Source organism: Mesobacillus maritimus, assembly GCF_019749255.1.
Lineage (GTDB): Bacteria > Bacillota > Bacilli > Bacillales > Cytobacillaceae > Mesobacillus_B > Mesobacillus_B maritimus_A.
Window position 1 is genome coordinate 204,721 of record NZ_JACWFH010000012.1, and the last position, 17,435, is coordinate 222,155.

The 17,435-nt window shown below is 43.7% G+C and carries 17 protein-coding genes; all 17 read right to left on the reverse strand.

Features of this window, described 5'->3' with window-relative positions:
* Positions 1–293: 293 nt before the first annotated feature.
* The 17 genes from nuoN to atpF all read right to left on the reverse strand — a co-directional run bounded on the left by nuoN (position 294) and on the right by atpF (position 17,402).
* Positions 294–1,805: an NADH-quinone oxidoreductase subunit NuoN gene (gene nuoN / locus H0185_RS11385; RefSeq protein ID WP_221873609.1), complete on the reverse strand. Its 1,512-nt coding sequence runs from the start codon at positions 1,803–1,805 to the stop codon at positions 294–296.
* Between the two features lie 6 nt (positions 1,806–1,811).
* Positions 1,812–3,314, reverse strand: coding sequence for an NADH-quinone oxidoreductase subunit M (locus H0185_RS11390; protein ID WP_221873610.1), 1,503 nt, complete (start codon positions 3,312–3,314; stop codon positions 1,812–1,814).
* Positions 3,314–5,179: an NADH-quinone oxidoreductase subunit L gene (nuoL, locus tag H0185_RS11395; RefSeq protein WP_221873794.1), complete on the reverse strand. Its 1,866-nt coding sequence runs from the start codon at positions 5,177–5,179 to the stop codon at positions 3,314–3,316. Before nuoL ends, H0185_RS11390 begins: the two co-directional genes overlap by 1 nt.
* A 113-nt stretch (positions 5,180–5,292) precedes the next feature.
* On the reverse strand, positions 5,293–5,607 hold the full coding sequence (gene nuoK, locus H0185_RS11400; protein WP_221873611.1) for an NADH-quinone oxidoreductase subunit NuoK: 315 nt from the start codon (positions 5,605–5,607) through the stop codon (positions 5,293–5,295).
* Complete coding sequence (locus tag H0185_RS11405; RefSeq protein WP_221873612.1) at positions 5,604–6,131, reverse strand: NADH-quinone oxidoreductase subunit J; 528 nt, start codon at positions 6,129–6,131, stop codon at positions 5,604–5,606. The genes nuoK and H0185_RS11405 overlap by 4 nt, the downstream gene beginning before the upstream one ends.
* Positions 6,128–6,547 (reverse strand): NADH-quinone oxidoreductase subunit NuoI, encoded by a 420-nt coding sequence (gene nuoI, locus H0185_RS11410; protein WP_221873613.1) that lies wholly within the window; start codon positions 6,545–6,547, stop codon positions 6,128–6,130. Before nuoI ends, H0185_RS11405 begins: the two co-directional genes overlap by 4 nt.
* A 104-nt stretch (positions 6,548–6,651) precedes the next feature.
* Positions 6,652–7,665, reverse strand: a complete 1,014-nt coding sequence (nuoH, locus tag H0185_RS11415) for an NADH-quinone oxidoreductase subunit NuoH (protein ID WP_221873614.1) — start codon at positions 7,663–7,665, stop codon at positions 6,652–6,654.
* Positions 7,665–8,765 carry an NADH-quinone oxidoreductase subunit D gene (locus H0185_RS11420; RefSeq protein WP_221873615.1) on the reverse strand — a complete coding sequence of 367 codons (1,101 nt, stop codon included), beginning with the start codon at positions 8,763–8,765 and terminating at the stop codon, positions 7,665–7,667. The genes nuoH and H0185_RS11420 overlap by 1 nt, the downstream gene beginning before the upstream one ends.
* Positions 8,766–8,768: 3 nt before the next feature.
* Complete coding sequence (locus H0185_RS11425) at positions 8,769–9,956, reverse strand: NADH-quinone oxidoreductase subunit C (RefSeq protein ID WP_221873616.1); 1,188 nt, start codon at positions 9,954–9,956, stop codon at positions 8,769–8,771.
* A 3-nt stretch (positions 9,957–9,959) separates the two neighbouring features.
* Positions 9,960–10,472 (reverse strand): NuoB/complex I 20 kDa subunit family protein, encoded by a 513-nt coding sequence (locus tag H0185_RS11430; protein WP_221873617.1) that lies wholly within the window; start codon positions 10,470–10,472, stop codon positions 9,960–9,962.
* Positions 10,463–10,840, reverse strand: coding sequence for an NADH-quinone oxidoreductase subunit A (locus H0185_RS11435; RefSeq protein WP_221873618.1), 378 nt, complete (start codon positions 10,838–10,840; stop codon positions 10,463–10,465). Before H0185_RS11435 ends, H0185_RS11430 begins: the two co-directional genes overlap by 10 nt.
* 960 nt (positions 10,841–11,800) lie before the next feature.
* Positions 11,801–12,208, reverse strand: coding sequence for a F0F1 ATP synthase subunit epsilon (locus H0185_RS11440; protein ID WP_221873619.1), 408 nt, complete (start codon positions 12,206–12,208; stop codon positions 11,801–11,803).
* 21 nt (positions 12,209–12,229) lie between these two features.
* Complete coding sequence (atpD, locus tag H0185_RS11445) at positions 12,230–13,651, reverse strand: F0F1 ATP synthase subunit beta (protein ID WP_221873620.1); 1,422 nt, start codon at positions 13,649–13,651, stop codon at positions 12,230–12,232.
* Positions 13,652–13,736: 85 nt separating this feature from the next.
* Positions 13,737–14,594 carry an ATP synthase F1 subunit gamma gene (atpG, locus tag H0185_RS11450; RefSeq protein ID WP_221873621.1) on the reverse strand — a complete coding sequence of 286 codons (858 nt, stop codon included), beginning with the start codon at positions 14,592–14,594 and terminating at the stop codon, positions 13,737–13,739.
* 199 nt (positions 14,595–14,793) lie between these two features.
* On the reverse strand, positions 14,794–16,302 hold the full coding sequence (atpA, locus tag H0185_RS11455) for a F0F1 ATP synthase subunit alpha (RefSeq protein WP_221873622.1): 1,509 nt from the start codon (positions 16,300–16,302) through the stop codon (positions 14,794–14,796).
* Positions 16,303–16,326: 24 nt separating this feature from the next.
* Positions 16,327–16,863: a F0F1 ATP synthase subunit delta gene (locus H0185_RS11460; RefSeq protein ID WP_221873623.1), complete on the reverse strand. Its 537-nt coding sequence runs from the start codon at positions 16,861–16,863 to the stop codon at positions 16,327–16,329.
* Positions 16,860–17,402 carry a F0F1 ATP synthase subunit B gene (gene atpF, locus H0185_RS11465; protein ID WP_221873624.1) on the reverse strand — a complete coding sequence of 181 codons (543 nt, stop codon included), beginning with the start codon at positions 17,400–17,402 and terminating at the stop codon, positions 16,860–16,862. The genes H0185_RS11460 and atpF overlap by 4 nt, the downstream gene beginning before the upstream one ends.
* Between the last annotated feature and the right edge of the window lie 33 nt (positions 17,403–17,435).

The window sequence follows — 17,435 nt, forward strand, 5'->3', positions numbered from 1 at the left end:
CCGTAAAAAGGTTTCATTTTATTATTTAAATCCTATAAAAAATACTGCTTTTAATTTATGAACATTTTGTGAACGAATGTAGAATATTGTCGAATTTCTTTCCTTTTTCTATATTACCATGAATCTGGTTGATTTCGTTAAGTTTGTTTTAAAAATCCAGTTTTTTATCGGCAGATTCGAATGGGCCTAACAAAAGAAGCTGACCTCCCCCAAGGCCAGCTTCTTTTTTACACTATATGTTTACCCCTTTGTTAAACCACGTCATCCAAATCCCCCAATTCGGACGACCGTTATTAACCCATAAAATCTAAGAACTGATTGAAGTTTGATTGCAAGAAATCAAACGCCAATTGTGGCATGACTCCAAAAAGAATCGTTGCCGCGGCACAAATGATCAGCACTGCGGTTGTTGCCGCTGGAACCTTTAGCTTTCCTTCCTCTGCACGAGGGCGGAAGAACATTTGTGTCATGATGCCAAAATAGTAGAAATACGAGATCACGGATGTGGCAATCATGATGGATGCAAGTACATAATGCGATGGGCTTACCATCAAAGCTCCAAGGAAAATGTTTAGCTTTCCGATAAACCCAGCTGTTCCTGGAATTCCAGCAAGTGAGAGGATAAATACAGCCATCGTCACCGCTAAAATTGGCGCTCGGCGGTATAGACCAGCAAAATGAGCAATATCCTCTGATCCCACTTTTGTTGTAACGAGCTGGATGATGGCAAATGCCCCTAAGTTCATAAACACATAGGCAAGCATATAGAACCAAATGCTGTCGAACATCACATAAGACATCGCGGTAAACGCGACAAGCAGATACCCGGCATGCGCAATACTTGAGTAGGCAAATAACCGTTTGATATTTCGCTGCCTAAGAGCAACCAAGTTCCCGACAATCATCGTTACAGCCGCAAGGAAGCCAATGAAGTCCTGCAAGCCAAACAACATCGGTGTTGTCCCATCTTCCATCGGAATCGCCGAGTAAATCGAGACCATGACACGAATCAAGATGACAAATCCAGCGATTTTCGAAACAACACTCAAGAATGCTGTAACCGGTGTTGGTGCCCCTTCATACACATCTGGTGCCCACATATGAAACGGTACGGACGCAAGCTTAAAGGACAACCCAACAAAAATCATGAAGAACGAGAGTCCCAGAAGGTAAATGTACTGAGGGTCGTTCAAGGTCGTTAACGTCCCAGCCATTGCCTTCAAATTGGTTGAACCAGTGATTCCATATAAATAACTCATCCCGAACAATGTAATTGCCGTGGAAATACTTCCATTGATCACATACTTCATAGCCGATTCATTCGACTTCAAGTTTTTCTTTCTCAAGCCCGCTAGTATATAGGAAGAAATTGAAAGCAACTCGAGTCCAACAAATAGTGTGATCAAGTCACCGCTTGAAGACATAATCATGGTTCCGAGGAGACCCGTTAAGAACAGGTAATAAAACTCGCCACGGTACTCGTTTAAGCCTTCTTTTGGTTGATAATCAATCGCTAACAATAGAACAAGCGCGGAGCCGACTAGTAGGAGCAATTTGAACGCTTTGGCAAATGAGTCTAACCTAAAGGTATCATGTAAAATCGAGCCGACTTGCTCGCCAAGCAATCCACCAAGTGCCGCAATGGCAACAAGGACAGAGGCAAACGCAATCCAGCCGAGAATCCTACGGTTGACTTTTTTCGGTAAAAATAAATCAAGCAAGGTTAATAGCACTGTGGCGATGAGAATGATGAATTCTGGTGCCATCAAACCCCAGTCAAATGATAGTAATTTCTCTAAATCCATCCTTCATCACCCTCCTATCCCTAGCACTAATGTTTCTAATGGCTGACTTAACACAGCTGGATATACGCCAATTAGGATGATTAGTCCAATAAGGACAAGGACCGGTGCCCATTCATAGGAACGGAGGTCACGGATGCCGGCATATTCGCGGTTCGATTTTCCGTACGTGATCGCAAGAACCGCACGAAGCAAGTAAACCGCCGTCAAAATAATGCCGAGTGCTCCAACTGCTGCTAAGATTGGCATTTCCTTAAACAAGCCAAGGAAGGCCATAAATTCACTAACAAATCCAGACATCCCGGGTAAACCAAGTGACGCCATCGCCCCCGCTAGCAAGAAGCCGGAAACAATTGGCATGCCCTTCGCTAATCCACCAAGATTTTTAAGATGCGTTGTCTGGACCCGCTCATACAAGACGCTAACCAAGAAAAATAATAGGGCTGAGATTAACCCGTGAGAGACAACTTGGAAAATTGCTCCCTGAACCCCTGCTTCATTGTAAGCTCCTAAGCCGATCAAGACGATTCCCATATGAGAAATCGAGGAATAAGCTAGGACCATTTTAAAGTCTGTTTGAATCAAGGCTAGAAATGCCCCGTAGAGCAGATTCACGACCCCGAGAACCGCGATTAACACAGCAAGCTGTTGAAATTGTTCTGGGAAAATCCCCATTCCAAAGCGGATGAGACCAAATGCACCAATTTTCAAGAGAATCCCAGAGTGCAGCATAACAATTGATGGCGGTGCTTCAACGTGCACACGCAGCATCCAGCTATGCAAAGGGAAGATTGGCAGTTTGACCCCAAATGCGATTAATAACGCAATGAAAAGGCCCATTTTTAAAGATTCTGAGATTGGTGTTAATACTTGCTCAGGTGAATTCACTAACACCTTCAGTGCTTCAATATTCGTTGTGCCTGTTTTTGCAAATAACACCATGATGACAATCAATAGAACGGCTGAACCTAATCCGTTGTAGATTAAGAAGCTGTAGGCTGCTTTCTCTTTGTCAAAATAACCCCATTTTCCAATCAAGAAGAACATTGGGATCAACGTCACTTCAAAGAAGATAAAGAATAAAATTAAGTTTTGTGCGGTGAATACCCCTAGCATCCCTATTTCTAAAAGCAAGAAAAGCATGAAATAGCCTTTCCATTCTTTTTTAATATGAAAGGAGGCAATCGCCGCTAACAACGCTAGCACCGAGGTTAACACAATCATCAACAGTGCAAAACCATCTATTCCTAGCTCATATTTGACTGTAAATAGGTTTGGATCAAGGGCACCGAAGCTGCCAAACTGAATCCAGTTCACCTGTTCAGCAAAGCTTTCAAGGCTCTTCCCACCTAAATACGAGAAGTATGCCATTAATGCAAGGATGACTGCAGGCACTGTGCCTAACACGCCAAGCATTTTCAAACCATTTTCATTTGCCTTTGGCATAAATGCCAATAATACAATGCCTAATAACGGGGAGAAAACGAGTAGGCTTAAGTAGAAACTATCCATTAGAAATACCCCCCTGTTAACGCGAAGATGATCAACAGCACCGCAAGTCCAACAAACGCCACGGTACTATAGGTTTGAACCTGACCACTTTGGAGCTTCGAGCCCGTCTTCCCAAGACCTTTTACAATTCCAGTAACACTTTTTACTAACCCTTCAACAAGGAAGAGCTCGATAAAGCGTAAGAAGAGACTAACAGCCTTTGTTGCATATACAAACGTACTGTTGTAGATTTCATCAATAAAGTATTTGTTTACGACGATGCTGTACAATGTTGGCGCACGGCTTGTGAACCAATCACGTGCAAGCGTCTTTTTGCTGTACATTAGATAAGCTAAGTAAATTCCTGCTAATGAAACAACCGTTGCAACAATCATAATCCAGGCTGGCCCTTCAATATGACCGTGCCCTAATGCTTCATTTCCATCAACAAGCCAATCTCCTAGGAATGTACCGAACCATGGCGTATTGACATACCCACTGACAACGGCCAAAATTCCAAGAACAATCATTGGTCCTGTCATTGTGAACGGCGATTCATGAACCTTCTTCATATCGCTTCGCTCTTTGCCGGCAAACACCATGAAGAACAATCGGAACATATAAAAAGCAGTAAAGAAAGCAGCGATGACAGCTAGCCAGAACAACACATAATTTCCATTTGCCCAAGCGGCAATCAGAATTTCATCTTTACTAAAGAATCCGGAGAACAACGGTACCCCGCTGATTGCTAACGTTCCAATTAAAAATAATGGAGCCGTAAACGAAAGCTTCTTCCAAAGACCACCCATTTTTTCAATGTCCTGTGTATGAACCGCATGAATCACACTTCCTGCTGCCAAGAACAGCAACGCTTTGAAAAAGGCATGCGTCATTAAATGGAATACACCCGCCACATAACCGGCTGCTCCGAGGGCAAGCATCATATACCCTAGCTGACTGACTGTAGAGTAAGCTAGTACTCTTTTAATATCTGTTTGCGTAAGACCAATGGTTGCGGCAAAGATGGCTGTAAAAGCACCAACAATGGCCACAGTGGACATGGCCGTATCACTTGCTGCAAACAGTGGAAACATTGTCGCCACTAAATAAACACCGGCGGCAACCATCGTCGCTGCGTGGATCAAGGCCGATACAGGCGTTGGACCTTCCATCGCATCAGGAAGCCAGGTATGAAGCGGAAACTGACCGGATTTTCCGACCGCTCCGATAAAAATTAAAATTGAAGTTAGTGTAATCATTGTTCCTGAAACTTCGCCAGCGTGAACACTTGCAAAGATTTCATCATATTCAAAGCTACCAGTTTGCCAGAATAATAGGATCATCCCAATCAAGAGACCGACATCCCCAATTCTAGTCATGATAAAGGCTTTCTTCGCTGCAGCTTTGGCACTTTCCTTATTAAAATAAAAACCAATCAGCAGGAAGGAACCTACCCCTACAAGCTCCCAGAAAATATAAGTTTGCAAGAGGTTTGGGGAGAGAACAAGCCCGAGCATCGCAAATGTGAATAGGCCAAGATACGCATAAAACACCGGAAAGCGCTCGTCCCCATGCATGTAGCCCTTTGAATAAGTATGTACTAGAAAGCTGACTAGTGACACAATCACCAGCATCAATGCGTTTAATTGATTTACCTCAAATCCCACTGTTAATTGCAGATCTCCTATTTGTAGCCAATCAGCTTCGGCTTTGAAGGTAGCATCTGTAAGACGCGCCACCAGCACGATGACTGAAAAGACCAAAGAGGCAAGGGTCAGCAAAATCCCTACATACGCACTCGCTTCTTTCAGCCTTTTGCCGAACAGAAGGAGAACTAGAAATGATAAAAGCGGGAAGAGCGGAATGAGCCAAGCATTCTCCATGATATCACAATCCCCTTTTTTTGAACGCGCTACCTTTCATGTCTTTGCGCGTCAGATTGTGCCCAGTTTGGGGCGATAGTTCTTTTTTTAAGCACCGTTTTTAGCGGTTTTCTTCATTAATGTTTCAATTCGTTCATTTCATCAATATTGACTGTCTTGCGGTTGCGGTATAAAGCCAGTAAGATGGCAATTCCCACGGCTACTTCTGCAGCGGCAACGGCAATAACAAAGACTGCAAATATTTGACCCGTAATCGATGGAGCGATTCCCATTTTACTGAAGGTGATTAAGTTAATATTCACGGCATTCAACATCAATTCAATGGAAATCAACACGATGATCGTGTTTCTCTTCGTTAGTGCTCCATAAAGTCCGATACAAAATAAAATTAAGGCAAGTGCGAGATAGGCTGAAACCGGAACACCATTCATTCCTTCTCACCCTCCTTTTCCTCATCCTTCTTAGAAAGAACGATAGCACCCACAAAGGCTACTAACAGAAGGACGGACATTAACTCAAATGGGATCACATAATCACTAAACAGCGAAATCCCGATTTGCTCTGCATTGTTTTCATGAAGTGCAACCGGTGTACTGCCAAAGTCAAGATTATAGATTCCAGCGTAAAAGACAGCACCAAAGGCAAGGACCCCTAATAGTAGAAAGGCTTTTCGCCACTTACCACCTTTAGCTGTTGCCTCTTCCTCATCATTATGCTTGGTTAACATGATCCCAAAGAGCATGATGATTGAAATCGCCCCAGAGTAGATCAATACCTGGACAACAGCAAGGAATTCAGCCGACAACAGAATATAAATGCCAGCAATACTGATAAACGTAAAGACGAGTGCCACTACCATATGAACTACTTTGGTTAGGTTCAAGAGAAGCACGCCGCCGCTAATTGCTACTAAAGCCAGCAGGATAAATGCTAAAAATTCGCCTGAAAACGTCATGCCTTATTCACCTTCCGTATGTTCTCGTCATTTTCATCGAGCCACTCAAGGTTTTTAAATAAATCATCCCGACTGTATTCTGCGAGTTCAAATTCGTTTGTCATGACAATGGCCTCTGTCGGGCAGACCTCTGTACATAGATCACAAAGGATACAAATTTCAAAGTTAATATCATAGGTATCGATGATTTTCCCTCTTTTAGTTGGATCAGGGTGTTTTTTTCCGGTTAATTGAATGCAGTCTGTTGGGCAAATATTGGCGCACTGATTGCAGACAATACATTTTTCTGGATAAAACTTCTGAATCCCCCTGAACCGGTCTGGAAGCGGCAACGGCTCATTTGGATAATCGTACGTAACCTTTTCCTTGCTCAGGTTTTTAAGGGTATAAGCTAATCCTTTCGTCCATCCTAGCACGTTTTTTTCACCCCTTGTTTGTTAAGCGGTAGCGCCCTATAAGGGCTAGGCGCTGCTGCTAGACGTAATGTAAAATGGCTATTTTCAGCTAGAGAAAGAGCCTTTTAGAAAATACTTAGCAATTCTTTTAATAAAGCGGTTAAGAAGATGTTTGCTAATGCAACTGGCAGCAATACCTTCCAAGCAAATTCCATTAACTGGTCGGCTCTTAATCTCGGGAAAGTAGCTCGGAACCAGATTAAGATATAAACCACAAGGCTGAATTTAAGTGCAAACCATACAGCTCCAGGAATAAATCCTAAGAATTCAAATGGTGGCAGCCAACCTCCTAAGAATAGGACGGAAATGAGCGAAGCCATTGCAAACATGTACACATATTCAGATAGCATGAACATTGCCCAGCGGAAACCTGAATACTCGGTATGGAAACCGGCAACAAGCTCGTTTTCGGCTTCAGCAAGGTCAAATGGAACCCTGTATAACTCAGCGGTTGCTGAGATAAAGAAGACGACAAACGCAATTGGTTGCCATAAGATAAACCATCCTGCCTCTTGTTGTTGTGCGACAATCTCATTCAAGTTTAAACTGCCTGTTAAAAGAACAATTCCAAGTCCACTCATAACAAGCGGAATTTCGTAGGAAACCATCTGTGCCGCAGCACGCATTCCACCGATCAAGGAATACTTATTGTTCGAAGCCCATGCCGCCATTAGCGTCCCAATAATTGAGATACCCGAGATGGCGATATAATAGAGCAAGCCAACATTCAGGTCAGCAAATTGCAGCTTATCCGTAAACGGAATCGTTGCGACAACGATAAACGATGGCGCAAACGCAATTACTGGTGCAAGAATAAAGAGTGGCCGGTCCGCTGCTTTTGGAATCAAGTCTTCTTTTACAAGAAGCTTCAAAACGTCCGCTACTGTCTGCAGGAGACCCCAACGACCACCGAGGTGGTTCGGTCCAATCCGCCCTTGCATGAAACCTAGCACCTTTCGCTCAGCAAGGATGGCGTAAGTAACAAAGCCAAGAATCACAAATAAAAATAATAGAGCCAGCACGAAGAAGATTCCAAAGTTGAGTATACCAGGGCTCGAATGGAGCAAATCCTGAATCATTATCCGTCAACCTCCCCAAGAACGATGTCAATGGCTCCTAAAATCGAAATAAGGTTCGAGATGTTTTCCCCTTTTAATAGCTTAGGGAGGATTTGTAGGTTATAGAAAGACGGTCTTCTGAACTTCAAGCGATATGGTTCTTTCTTTCCATCACTTGCAATATAACATCCGATTTCTCCTCGAGAGCCTTCAATTCGGACAAATGCTTCTCCTTTTGGTGCTTTAATGATTTTTGGCACTTTCGCCATAATCGGCCCATCTTGCGGGAATTGCTCACATGCCTGTTCAATGATTTTAAGAGATTCTAAGATTTCTTCAAGGCGGCACTCATAACGAGCAAACGCATCGCCAGCGTCGCGAGTAACGACGTCAAAATCAAACCGATCATAAATGGAGTATGACTCATCTTTCCTCAAGTCCCATTTTACACCGGTACTTCTAAGGTTTACACCGCTTAAGCTATAGTTAAGGGCATCCTCTTTCGTATAGGTACCAATATTTTTTGTACGGCTGAGGAAGATTTCATTGCCTGAAACTAAATCATGGTAGCCTTTTAGCTGTTTTCTCATATATGGAACAAATTCTTGAACCTTCTCAATCCAACCTTCTGGTGCATCCCATTTCACGCCGCCAACACGCATATAGTTGAAGGTAAGACGTGCACCTGAAAGTTCATTTAATAGATTCAGAATCATTTCCCGTTCACGGAACGCATACAGTAGTGGACTCGTTGCCCCGAAATCAAGGATAAAGGTCCCCCACCACAACAGATGGCTCGCCACCCTGTTCAGTTCCATTGCCAAGATGCGTAAGTACTCGGCACGTTCTGGGATTTCCGTCCCCATCATGGTTTCAACGGCATGAACCAGAACATAGTTGTTGGTCATCGCTGAGACATAATCCATTCGGTCCGTATAAGGAATGATTTGAGTATATTGAAGATTTTCGGCAATTTTTTCTGTCCCGCGGTGCAAATAACCGATTACTGGTTTGGCATCTGTAATGACTTCGCCGTCAAGGGTTAAAACTAGACGGAACACGCCGTGAGTACTTGGATGCTGCGGGCCAACGTTCAAGAGTATTTCTTCTGTGCGTACCACCGGCTACACCTCCACATCATACGGTTCATAATCTTTTCTTAATGGGTGTCCGATCCAGTCTTCACCAAGCATGATGCGGCGCAAATTCGGATGTCCAGTAAAGTGGATTCCTACTAAATCATAAGCTTCGCACTCTGGCCATTCGGCTCCGGCCCAAAGTTTTGCTAGTGATTCAATCTCAGGTTGATCACGGTCAAGTTTGACTTTAAGGGCAACAGACTGACGGTTTTTATAAGAATAAAAGTGAGCATAGACTTCCATATGTGTTTCAAAATCAGACCCATGAATCTCTGATAAATAGTCAAAGCTAAGACTCTCATTAAACTTGAGGAACTCAGCTACTTTATAATAGGAGTCTCTCTTTGCCACAAGCGTCGGAACATCCTTCGAAAGATTGTTAATATAGGAATCTTCTAAAACATCTTCGCCTAGATGTTTCTTAATGATTTCAACATACTTATCTAGATATTTTTGGTTAGGTGATGGTGCTTTTGGTGCTTCTGGTTCATCGGCTGCTGAGGCTTTTCCACCTTTTGCTCGTGCTGCAGCGGCTGCTTTTGCCTTTGCGGCTGCAATCGCTTTCGCTTTTGCGTCATCACCGGAAGCTGCTCCACCTTCAGCTGCTTTCTTTTTCGCAGCGGCTGCGGCCTTTGCTTTGGCGATCGCTGCAGCTTTTTTCTTCGCTAGGTCGTCATCTCCACCTGAGGTTTCTTCCCCTCCAGCTTCTTGACCCATTGCTTTTCGCTTTGCGGCGGCGGCTGCTTTTGCTTTCGCCACTGCTGCTGCCTTTTTCTTCGCTAGATCATCGTCCCCGCCTGCAGATGCTTCTTCCCCTTCGGATGCTTGACCCATCGCTTTTCGCTTTGCGGCTGCGGCTGCTTTTGCCTTTGCTACTGCTGCTGCCTTTTTCTTCGCTAGATCATCATCTTCTGCTGATGGAGATTCTTCACTAGCTCCACTCTCAGCTAGTTCTTTTGCTTTGCGTTTTGCGGCCGTGGCCGCTTTTGCCTTCGCTACTGCTGCTGCCTTTTGTTTTGCTAGGTCATCGCCGGTTGCTTCTGCTGGAGCTGCTTCTTCTTCCTTTGCTCCACTTTCAGCTAGTTCTTTCGCTTTTCTTTTTGCAGCTGCGGCCGCTTTTGCCTTCGCTACTGCTTCCTTTTTCAATTGTTCAAGATCTTTTTCCCCGCTCATCGGTTAGATCACCTTCTTCCCGGTTTTCGCCTCATAACGGATCTTCTCTTTTAATTTATTAATCCCGTAAATTAGCGCTGCCGGATTTGGCGGACAGCCTGGTATGTATACATCTACTGGGACGATTTGGTCGACTCCTTTAACAACAGAGTAGGATTTTACATATGGTCCACCTGCTGTTGCACAAGAACCCATTGCGACCACCCATTTTGGCTCTGCCATCTGGTCATACAGTCTACGAACAGTTGGAGCCATTTTTTTCGTAACGGTTCCGGAAACGATCATGACATCGGATTGACGCGGAGAGTTTCTATAGAATGTTCCGAAACGCTCAATATCGTAATGCGCTGAGCTTGTTCCCATCATTTCGATGGCACAACAAGCAAGACCGAAAGTCATCGGCCATAGCGATGCACTTCGAGCCCATCCTTTTACCTCTTCAAGTTTCCCAAAAAACACATTTCTTCTTACTTCTTCGATCTCCTCTTGTGATAAAAACTCCAAATTTAAATCCATTTCAGCACACCCTTTTTCCAAGCATAGATGAGGCCAATCAGAAGCATCACAACAAAGATTAACATTTCAATCAGAGCAAAGATGCCCAATTTTTCATAAGCAATCGCCCATGGGTACAAGAAAACTGTTTCCACATCAAAAATAACGAACATTAGGGCAAACACATAATAGCGGACATTGAATTGCACCCGCGCATCGTGGAATGGCTCGATTCCGCTCTCGTATGTAGTGTACTTCGAGTCAATCGCCTTGTATTTCGGGCGAAGAAGTTTCGCTGCAAACAAAGCAACTACAGGTAACAAAACACCGAGACATAGGAACACAAAAACGATCAAATAATTATTTTGATATAAATTCAAAAGTTCCATGCCTAACCCCCCATTGTTGTAAAATAAATTCAGATTATTAAAATTGTAATCGATACCAATTATATCATTGTTACCAAAATGTGTCGATAAAGCCTTAATAATCTGAGAAATTAAATTCCAAATCTTTGAAACTACTTTTTTTGGTGAAAGACCTATGTACTAAACATTATTCCTGTCCACATGGTGGTATGCAGAAATGAGGGATTTTCGTGAATAATAATAGCCTGTAGTGTTTCAAGGAGTATTTTTTTCACTGTTTTTCTTAAAACTGCTCTATCATGCTTTCATGGAGCACTTTTTTCACTGTTTTCCTCTTAATACTGCTTTATGATGATTTCATGGAGCTCTTTTTTCACTGTTTTCCTCTTTAAACTGCTCTATGATGATTTCATGGAGCACTTTTTTCTCTGTTTTCCTCGTTAAACTGCTCTATGATGATTTCATGGAGCACTTTTTTCACTGTTTTCCTCTTTAAACTGCTCTATGATGATTTCATGGAGCACTTTTTTCACTGCTATCCTTCTAAAACTGCTCTATGATGATTTCATGGAGCACTTTTTTCACTGTTTTCCTCTTTAAACTGCTTTATGAAGCTTTCATGGAGCACTTTTTTCACTGTTTTCCTCTTTAAACTGCTCTATGATGATTTCATGGAGCACTTTTTTCACTGCTATCCTTCTAAAACTGCTCTATCATGCTTTCATGGAGCACTTTTTTCACTGTTTTCCTCTTAATACTGCTCTATGATGATTTCATGTTTCCTACCGTCTCGCTATTCCTCAGTTCTATATAATTAACTCTGACAGCCCCCACTATTTCCCTTCTAATTCTAGACACAATGCACTCTTTACACTGTGATGAACTTCTTCTCCAACCATTATCTGCCCTTAAATCTGTTTCTATATATAACGAAAAAGAGTGCCCTGAAATAATTTCAGGACACTCTTAACATGTCAATTTTTATAATTTTCCCTGGGAAATGGAGATCCGGTTGATCGCGCGTTGAAGCGCTAGCTCGGCACGTCTAAAATCAACGTTCTCCTGCTGTCTTTCACGCAGGCGTTGTTCCGCACGTTCTTTCGCACGGATGGCGCGCTCAACATCGATTTCGTCTGAAGTCTCAGCAGTTTGAGCCAGAATCGTAACCGTGTCAGGGCGAACTTCAAGGAAACCACCACTGACCGCAACCAATTCGGTCTTCCCGTCATGTTTCATACGGACTGCACCAATTTCAAGAGGCGCTACCATTGGTATATGGCCTGGCAAAATTCCAAGCTCCCCAGTTTGAGCTTTGGTGCTGACCATTTCAACGTCAGATTCATAAACCGGTCCATCAGGAGTAACAACATTGACTTTCATCGTCTTCATTTTTTACCCTCCTGGTCCGTTTTAAACCTCTACACCCATGCTCTTCGCACTTTCAATAACGTCTTCAATACGACCTACAAGACGGAATGCATCTTCTGGAAGGTGGTCATATTTGCCTGCAAGGATATCCTTGAAGCCTTTAACTGTTTCTTTAACTGGCACGTAAGAACCAGGCTGTCCTGTGAACTGCTCGGCCACGTGGAAGTTTTGTGATAAGAAGAACTGGATACGACGAGCACGGTGTACGACAAGCTTGTCCTCATCACCTAGCTCATCCATACCAAGGATGGCAATGATATCCTGTAATTCGCGGTAACGCTGAAGCGTAGACTGAACCTGACGAGCTACTTCATAATGCTCTTCGCCAACGATTTCTGGAGAAAGCGCGCGAGAAGTAGAGGCAAGTGGATCCACCGCAGGGTAGATACCCATTTCAGAAAGCTTACGCTCAAGGTTTGTAGTTGCATCTAAGTGGGCGAAAGTTGTCGCCGGAGCCGGGTCAGTGTAGTCATCGGCTGGTACATAGATTGCTTGGATGGAAGTAACAGAACCTACGTTAGTAGATGTGATACGTTCCTGTAATTTACCCATTTCAGTCGCAAGTGTTGGCTGGTAACCAACGGCAGATGGCATACGGCCTAGAAGGGCAGAAACCTCTGAACCTGCTTGTGTGAATCGGAAAATGTTATCCATGAAGAAAAGAACGTCCTGTCCTTGCTCATCACGGAAATATTCAGCCATTGTCAAACCAGTTAGGGCAACACGCATACGTGCACCTGGTGGCTCGTTCATCTGTCCGAATACCATCGCTGTTTGCTTGATAACGCCTGAGTCAGTCATCTCGTGGTAAAGGTCATTTCCTTCACGCGTACGCTCACCAACTCCAGCAAATACGGAAATTCCGCTATGCTCTTGGGCGATGTTATTGATCAATTCCTGGATTAATACGGTTTTACCAACACCGGCACCACCGAAGAGACCGATTTTACCACCTTTGATATAAGGAGCAAGAAGGTCAACAACCTTAATTCCAGTTTCAAGAATTTCAACTTCTGTTGATAATTGTTCAAATGTAGGAGCTTCCCTATGGATAGCATCACGGCGTACATCTGCTGCAATTGGCTCATCAAGGTCAATTGATTCACCCAGTACGTTGAATACACGACCAAGTGTCGCATCCCCAACTGGTACAGAGATAGCAGCACCGGTATCCACTACTTCGACTCCACGCTGAAGTCCATCAGTTGATGACATCGCAATTGTACGAACAGTATCATCGCCTAAATGAAGGGCTACTTCAAGAGTCAAATTGATTTGAACTTCTGTTTCATTCTGCGGTTTCGTTTCGATCCTCAATGCGTTATAGATCTCAGGAAGGTTGCCGCTTTCGAACTTAACGTCAACGACCGGACCCATAACTTGGAGAACGCGTCCTTTGTTCATCTTGTTCCCTCCTAACTAGCTTCTTTCAATGTATATACATCATGAGGGGATGTGGGGTAACACTTAACCACATCCCAATAAAGTTCTACTCTAGTGCCGCCGCACCGCCAACAATCTCAGTAATTTCCTGGGTAATTGCCGCCTGACGGGCACGGTTATAGCTAAGGCTAAGTGATTTAATCAGCTCATTTGCGTTGTCTGTAGCATTCTTCATTGCGTTCATACGGGCAGCGTGCTCACTAGCTTTGCTGTCCAGTAATGAACCGAAGATTAAGCTCTCAGCATATTGAGGTAAGAGAACCTCTAAAATTTCTTCCGCATTTGGTTCGAATTCATAGGAAGTCATTTTTGTAGGAACTTCAATATCCGTTAACGGCAGAAGTTTCTTCTCCGTTACTTCCTGTGAAATCGCACTGACATAATGATTGTAATAAACATACAATTCGTCGAATGTACCATCTTCGAACATCCCAACTGTGCTGCTGGTAATATCGTGGATTTCGCTAAAAGAAGGCTGGTCAGCTACTCCAATGATTTCAAGGACAACGTTCATTCCCTGTTTCGCAAAGAAGTCACGTCCAACCCGGCCAATGGCGATGATGGCAAACTCATCATTCGATTTATGACGTTCTTGGATTGTCTGATACACTTGGCGGATGACGTTGCTGTTAAATGCACCAGCAAGCCCACGGTCCGATGTGATGACCAGATAACCCGTCTTTTTGACCGGACGACTTTGAAGCATTGGATGATTTACATCCTTACTGCCCATCGCAATAGATGCTGTCACTTCCTGCATTTTTTCCATGTAAGGGACGAAAGCTTTTGCATTCATCACTCCACGGTTCCACTTAGAAGAAGACACCATTTCCATTGCTTTTGTAATCTGGCTTGTCTTTTTCGTCGAAGTGATCCGGTTTTTTATATCACGTAAAGATGCCATAGGTTCTCACCACCCTTTTAAAGAAATTGTTAATCTGATGAGGTCGGCCGCGCGGCGGCTGGGGACCTCGTTTTCGTTGTCCAGCTCCGGCTCCTAGCCTCTCGAGTCGCTTCGGTCCATCCGATGAAGTCAAAGAACGACTTCAACTGCTGGCCCTCCAGCGCTTGTCGAGGCTGACCAGTCGGCTCCGCTTTTCGTTTTACTCAGATACTGCAAACGTCTTTTTAAAGTCGTTGATTGCAGAAACCATATCTTCGTCCTTCGGAAGTTCTTTCGTTGTACGAATATGGTCTAACACTTCTTTACGGTTGGCGTCTAACCAAGCATGGAATTCACTTTCAAAACGACGGATGTCCGTTAATGGAATATCATCAAGGAATCCTTTCGTTAGTGCATATAGGATGGCAACTTGCTTCTCAACAGATAGCGGCTTGTTCAAGTCCTGCTTTAGAACTTCAACGGTACGCGCTCCACGGTTAAGTTTCGCTTGAGTTGCTTTATCAAGGTCAGAACCGAACTGTGCAAATGACTCAAGCTCACGATAAGAAGCTAGGTCAAGACGCAATGTACCGGCAACCTTTTTCATTGCTTTAATCTGTGCAGATCCACCAACACGGGATACAGAAAGACCAGCGTTGATCGCCGGACGTACGCCGGAGAAGAACAAGTCAGATTGTAAGAATATCTGTCCGTCAGTGATGGAGATAACGTTTGTCGGAATGTAAGCCGAAACGTCCCCTGCTTGTGTTTCGATAAATGGTAGCGCAGTGATTGAACCAGCACCTTTTGCGTCACTCAATTTTGCAGCACGCTCGAGTAAGCGGCTATGTAGGTAGAAGACATCCCCTGGATATGCTTCACGACCTGGAGGACGACGAAGGAGCAAGGAAAGTTCACGGTATGCAGATGCTTGTTTTGTTAAGTCATCATAGATTACAAGAACATGCTTGCCTTGGTACATAAACTCTTCTGCCATAGATACACCAGCATAAGGAGCTAAGTATAAAAGTGGTGCAGGCTGAGAAGCAGCCGCAGTCACAACGATTGAGTATTCTAGTGCACCGTGCTTACGAAGGGTTTCAACTGCGTTACGAACCGTTGATTCCTTCTGGCCGATTGCTACGTAAATACAAATCATATCTTGACCTTTTTGGTTCAAGATTGTATCGATTGCAACAGATGTTTTCCCTGTTTGACGGTCTCCGATGATCAACTCACGCTGACCACGACCGATTGGAACAAGAGCGTCAATCGCTTTAATACCTGTTTGCAATGGCTCATGAACGGATTTACGATCCATTACGCCTGGTGCATTGTATTCGATTGGACGACTTTTTGTTGTATTAATTGGACCCATGCCATCAACTGGTTGTCCAAGTGGGTTTACTACACGACCGATTAGTTCCTCACCTACAGGAACCTCCATGATGCGGCCTGTGCGGCGGACCTCATCGCCTTCACGGATTTCTGTGAAAGGTCCAAGGATGATAATACCGACGTTACTTTCTTCAAGGTTTTGCGCCATACCCATAACGCCGTTTGAAAATTCAACAAGTTCTCCAGCCATAGCATTATCCAGGCCATGAACACGAGCGATACCATCACCTACGGAGATGACTGTACCAACATCACTTACTTGAATTTCCGACTGATAGTTTTCAATTTGCGACTTTATCAGCGCACTTATTTCTTCAGCTTTGATGCTCATGAGTTTCACCCCTATCTACGAATCTTAGCCTAGCAATTTACGTTCAAGACGATCGAGCTTCCCGCGTAATGATCCGTCAAAAATACGGTTCCCAACACGTAGCTTGACGCCACCTAGTAAATTGGAATCTGTAATGTTTTCAATATCAAGTGCCTTTTTACCAACCTTTGGTGCGAAAGCCAAGGACAAGGCTTCTTTCTGGGCATCCGTTAGTTGCGTGACACTGTAAACTGTAGCTTCTGCAACACCTTTTGTATCATTAACAAGCTCTATGAACTGGTCTGCTATTTCTGTAGTTAACCCTATACGGTGACGATCAACTAGTAACATCAACGTATTTAGAACATAAGGACTCGCTGATGCAAAGGCTTGTGTTAAAAGCTCTTTTTTCTTATCAAGTGGAACCTTAGGAGAAGCTAAAACCGATGCCAGTGCTGCATTGGTTTGAAAGACTTCTTTCACAACACGCAGTTCGCTTTCGACAGTATCAAGTTGGTTTTGCTCTGAGGCTACTTGAAAAAGAGCCCGCGCATAACGATTTGCGATTGTCGGGTTGCTCATCGACCTTCTCCTGCCTCTTTAATATAGTCATTAACCAACTTTTCTTGGTCGGCTACACTTAGTTCTTTTTCAATTACCTTCGAAGCAATCATGACTGAAATTGAAGCCAATTGCTCACGAATCGCTTCAACAGCCTGATCTTTTTCACGCTCGATTTCAGCTTTAGCTGATTCTTTAATGCGATCAGATTCAGTACGTGCTAACGCAATAATTTCGTCGCGTTGAATATCGCCCTGTTTCTTTGCATTTTCAATTAGGCTTTGCGCTTCTAAGCGAGCCTGCTTTAATAGCTCACGTTGTTCTTCTAGGTTCTTGCTTGCTTCTTTACGACTTTGTTCTGCTGCATCTATTTCCCCAGCAATATGCTCTTCACGCTGTTTCATGATGCCCATTAATGGACCCCATGCATACTTTTTCAGCAATGCTAAAAGGATGAGGAACATAAGTAACTGGAATACGATATCCCCAGTATTTAAAAAGGCATCGTGTGTGCCTTCGGCTGCGCCTAGGACCAAACTATTTAAACTGTTTGTTAACACCCTCGATTCACTCCCTTCAAGAGTCGCTTCATA

Coding starts and splice junctions, on each gene's coding strand:
- nuoN (WP_221873609.1), bottom strand. CDS start 1,805: ATGGATTTAGAGAAATTACTATCATTTGACTGGGGTTTGATGGCACCA.
- H0185_RS11390 (WP_221873610.1), bottom strand. CDS start 3,314: ATGGATAGTTTCTACTTAAGCCTACTCGTTTTCTCCCCGTTATTAGGC.
- nuoK (WP_221873611.1), bottom strand. CDS start 5,607: ATGAATGGTGTTCCGGTTTCAGCCTATCTCGCACTTGCCTTAATTTTA.
- H0185_RS11405 (WP_221873612.1), bottom strand. CDS start 6,131: ATGACGTTTTCAGGCGAATTTTTAGCATTTATCCTGCTGGCTTTAGTA.
- nuoH (WP_221873614.1), bottom strand. CDS start 7,665: ATGATTCAGGATTTGCTCCATTCGAGCCCTGGTATACTCAACTTTGGA.
- H0185_RS11425 (WP_221873616.1), bottom strand. CDS start 9,956: ATGAGCGGGGAAAAAGATCTTGAACAATTGAAAAAGGAAGCAGTAGCG.
- H0185_RS11430 (WP_221873617.1), bottom strand. CDS start 10,472: ATGGATTTAAATTTGGAGTTTTTATCACAAGAGGAGATCGAAGAAGTA.
- H0185_RS11435 (WP_221873618.1), bottom strand. CDS start 10,840: ATGGAACTTTTGAATTTATATCAAAATAATTATTTGATCGTTTTTGTG.
- H0185_RS11440 (WP_221873619.1), bottom strand. CDS start 12,208: ATGAAGACGATGAAAGTCAATGTTGTTACTCCTGATGGACCGGTTTAT.
- atpD (WP_221873620.1), bottom strand. CDS start 13,651: ATGAACAAAGGACGCGTTCTCCAAGTTATGGGTCCGGTCGTTGACGTT.
- atpG (WP_221873621.1), bottom strand. CDS start 14,594: ATGGCATCTTTACGTGATATAAAAAACCGGATCACTTCGACGAAAAAG.
- atpA (WP_221873622.1), bottom strand. CDS start 16,302: ATGAGCATCAAAGCTGAAGAAATAAGTGCGCTGATAAAGTCGCAAATT.
- H0185_RS11460 (WP_221873623.1), bottom strand. CDS start 16,863: ATGAGCAACCCGACAATCGCAAATCGTTATGCGCGGGCTCTTTTTCAA.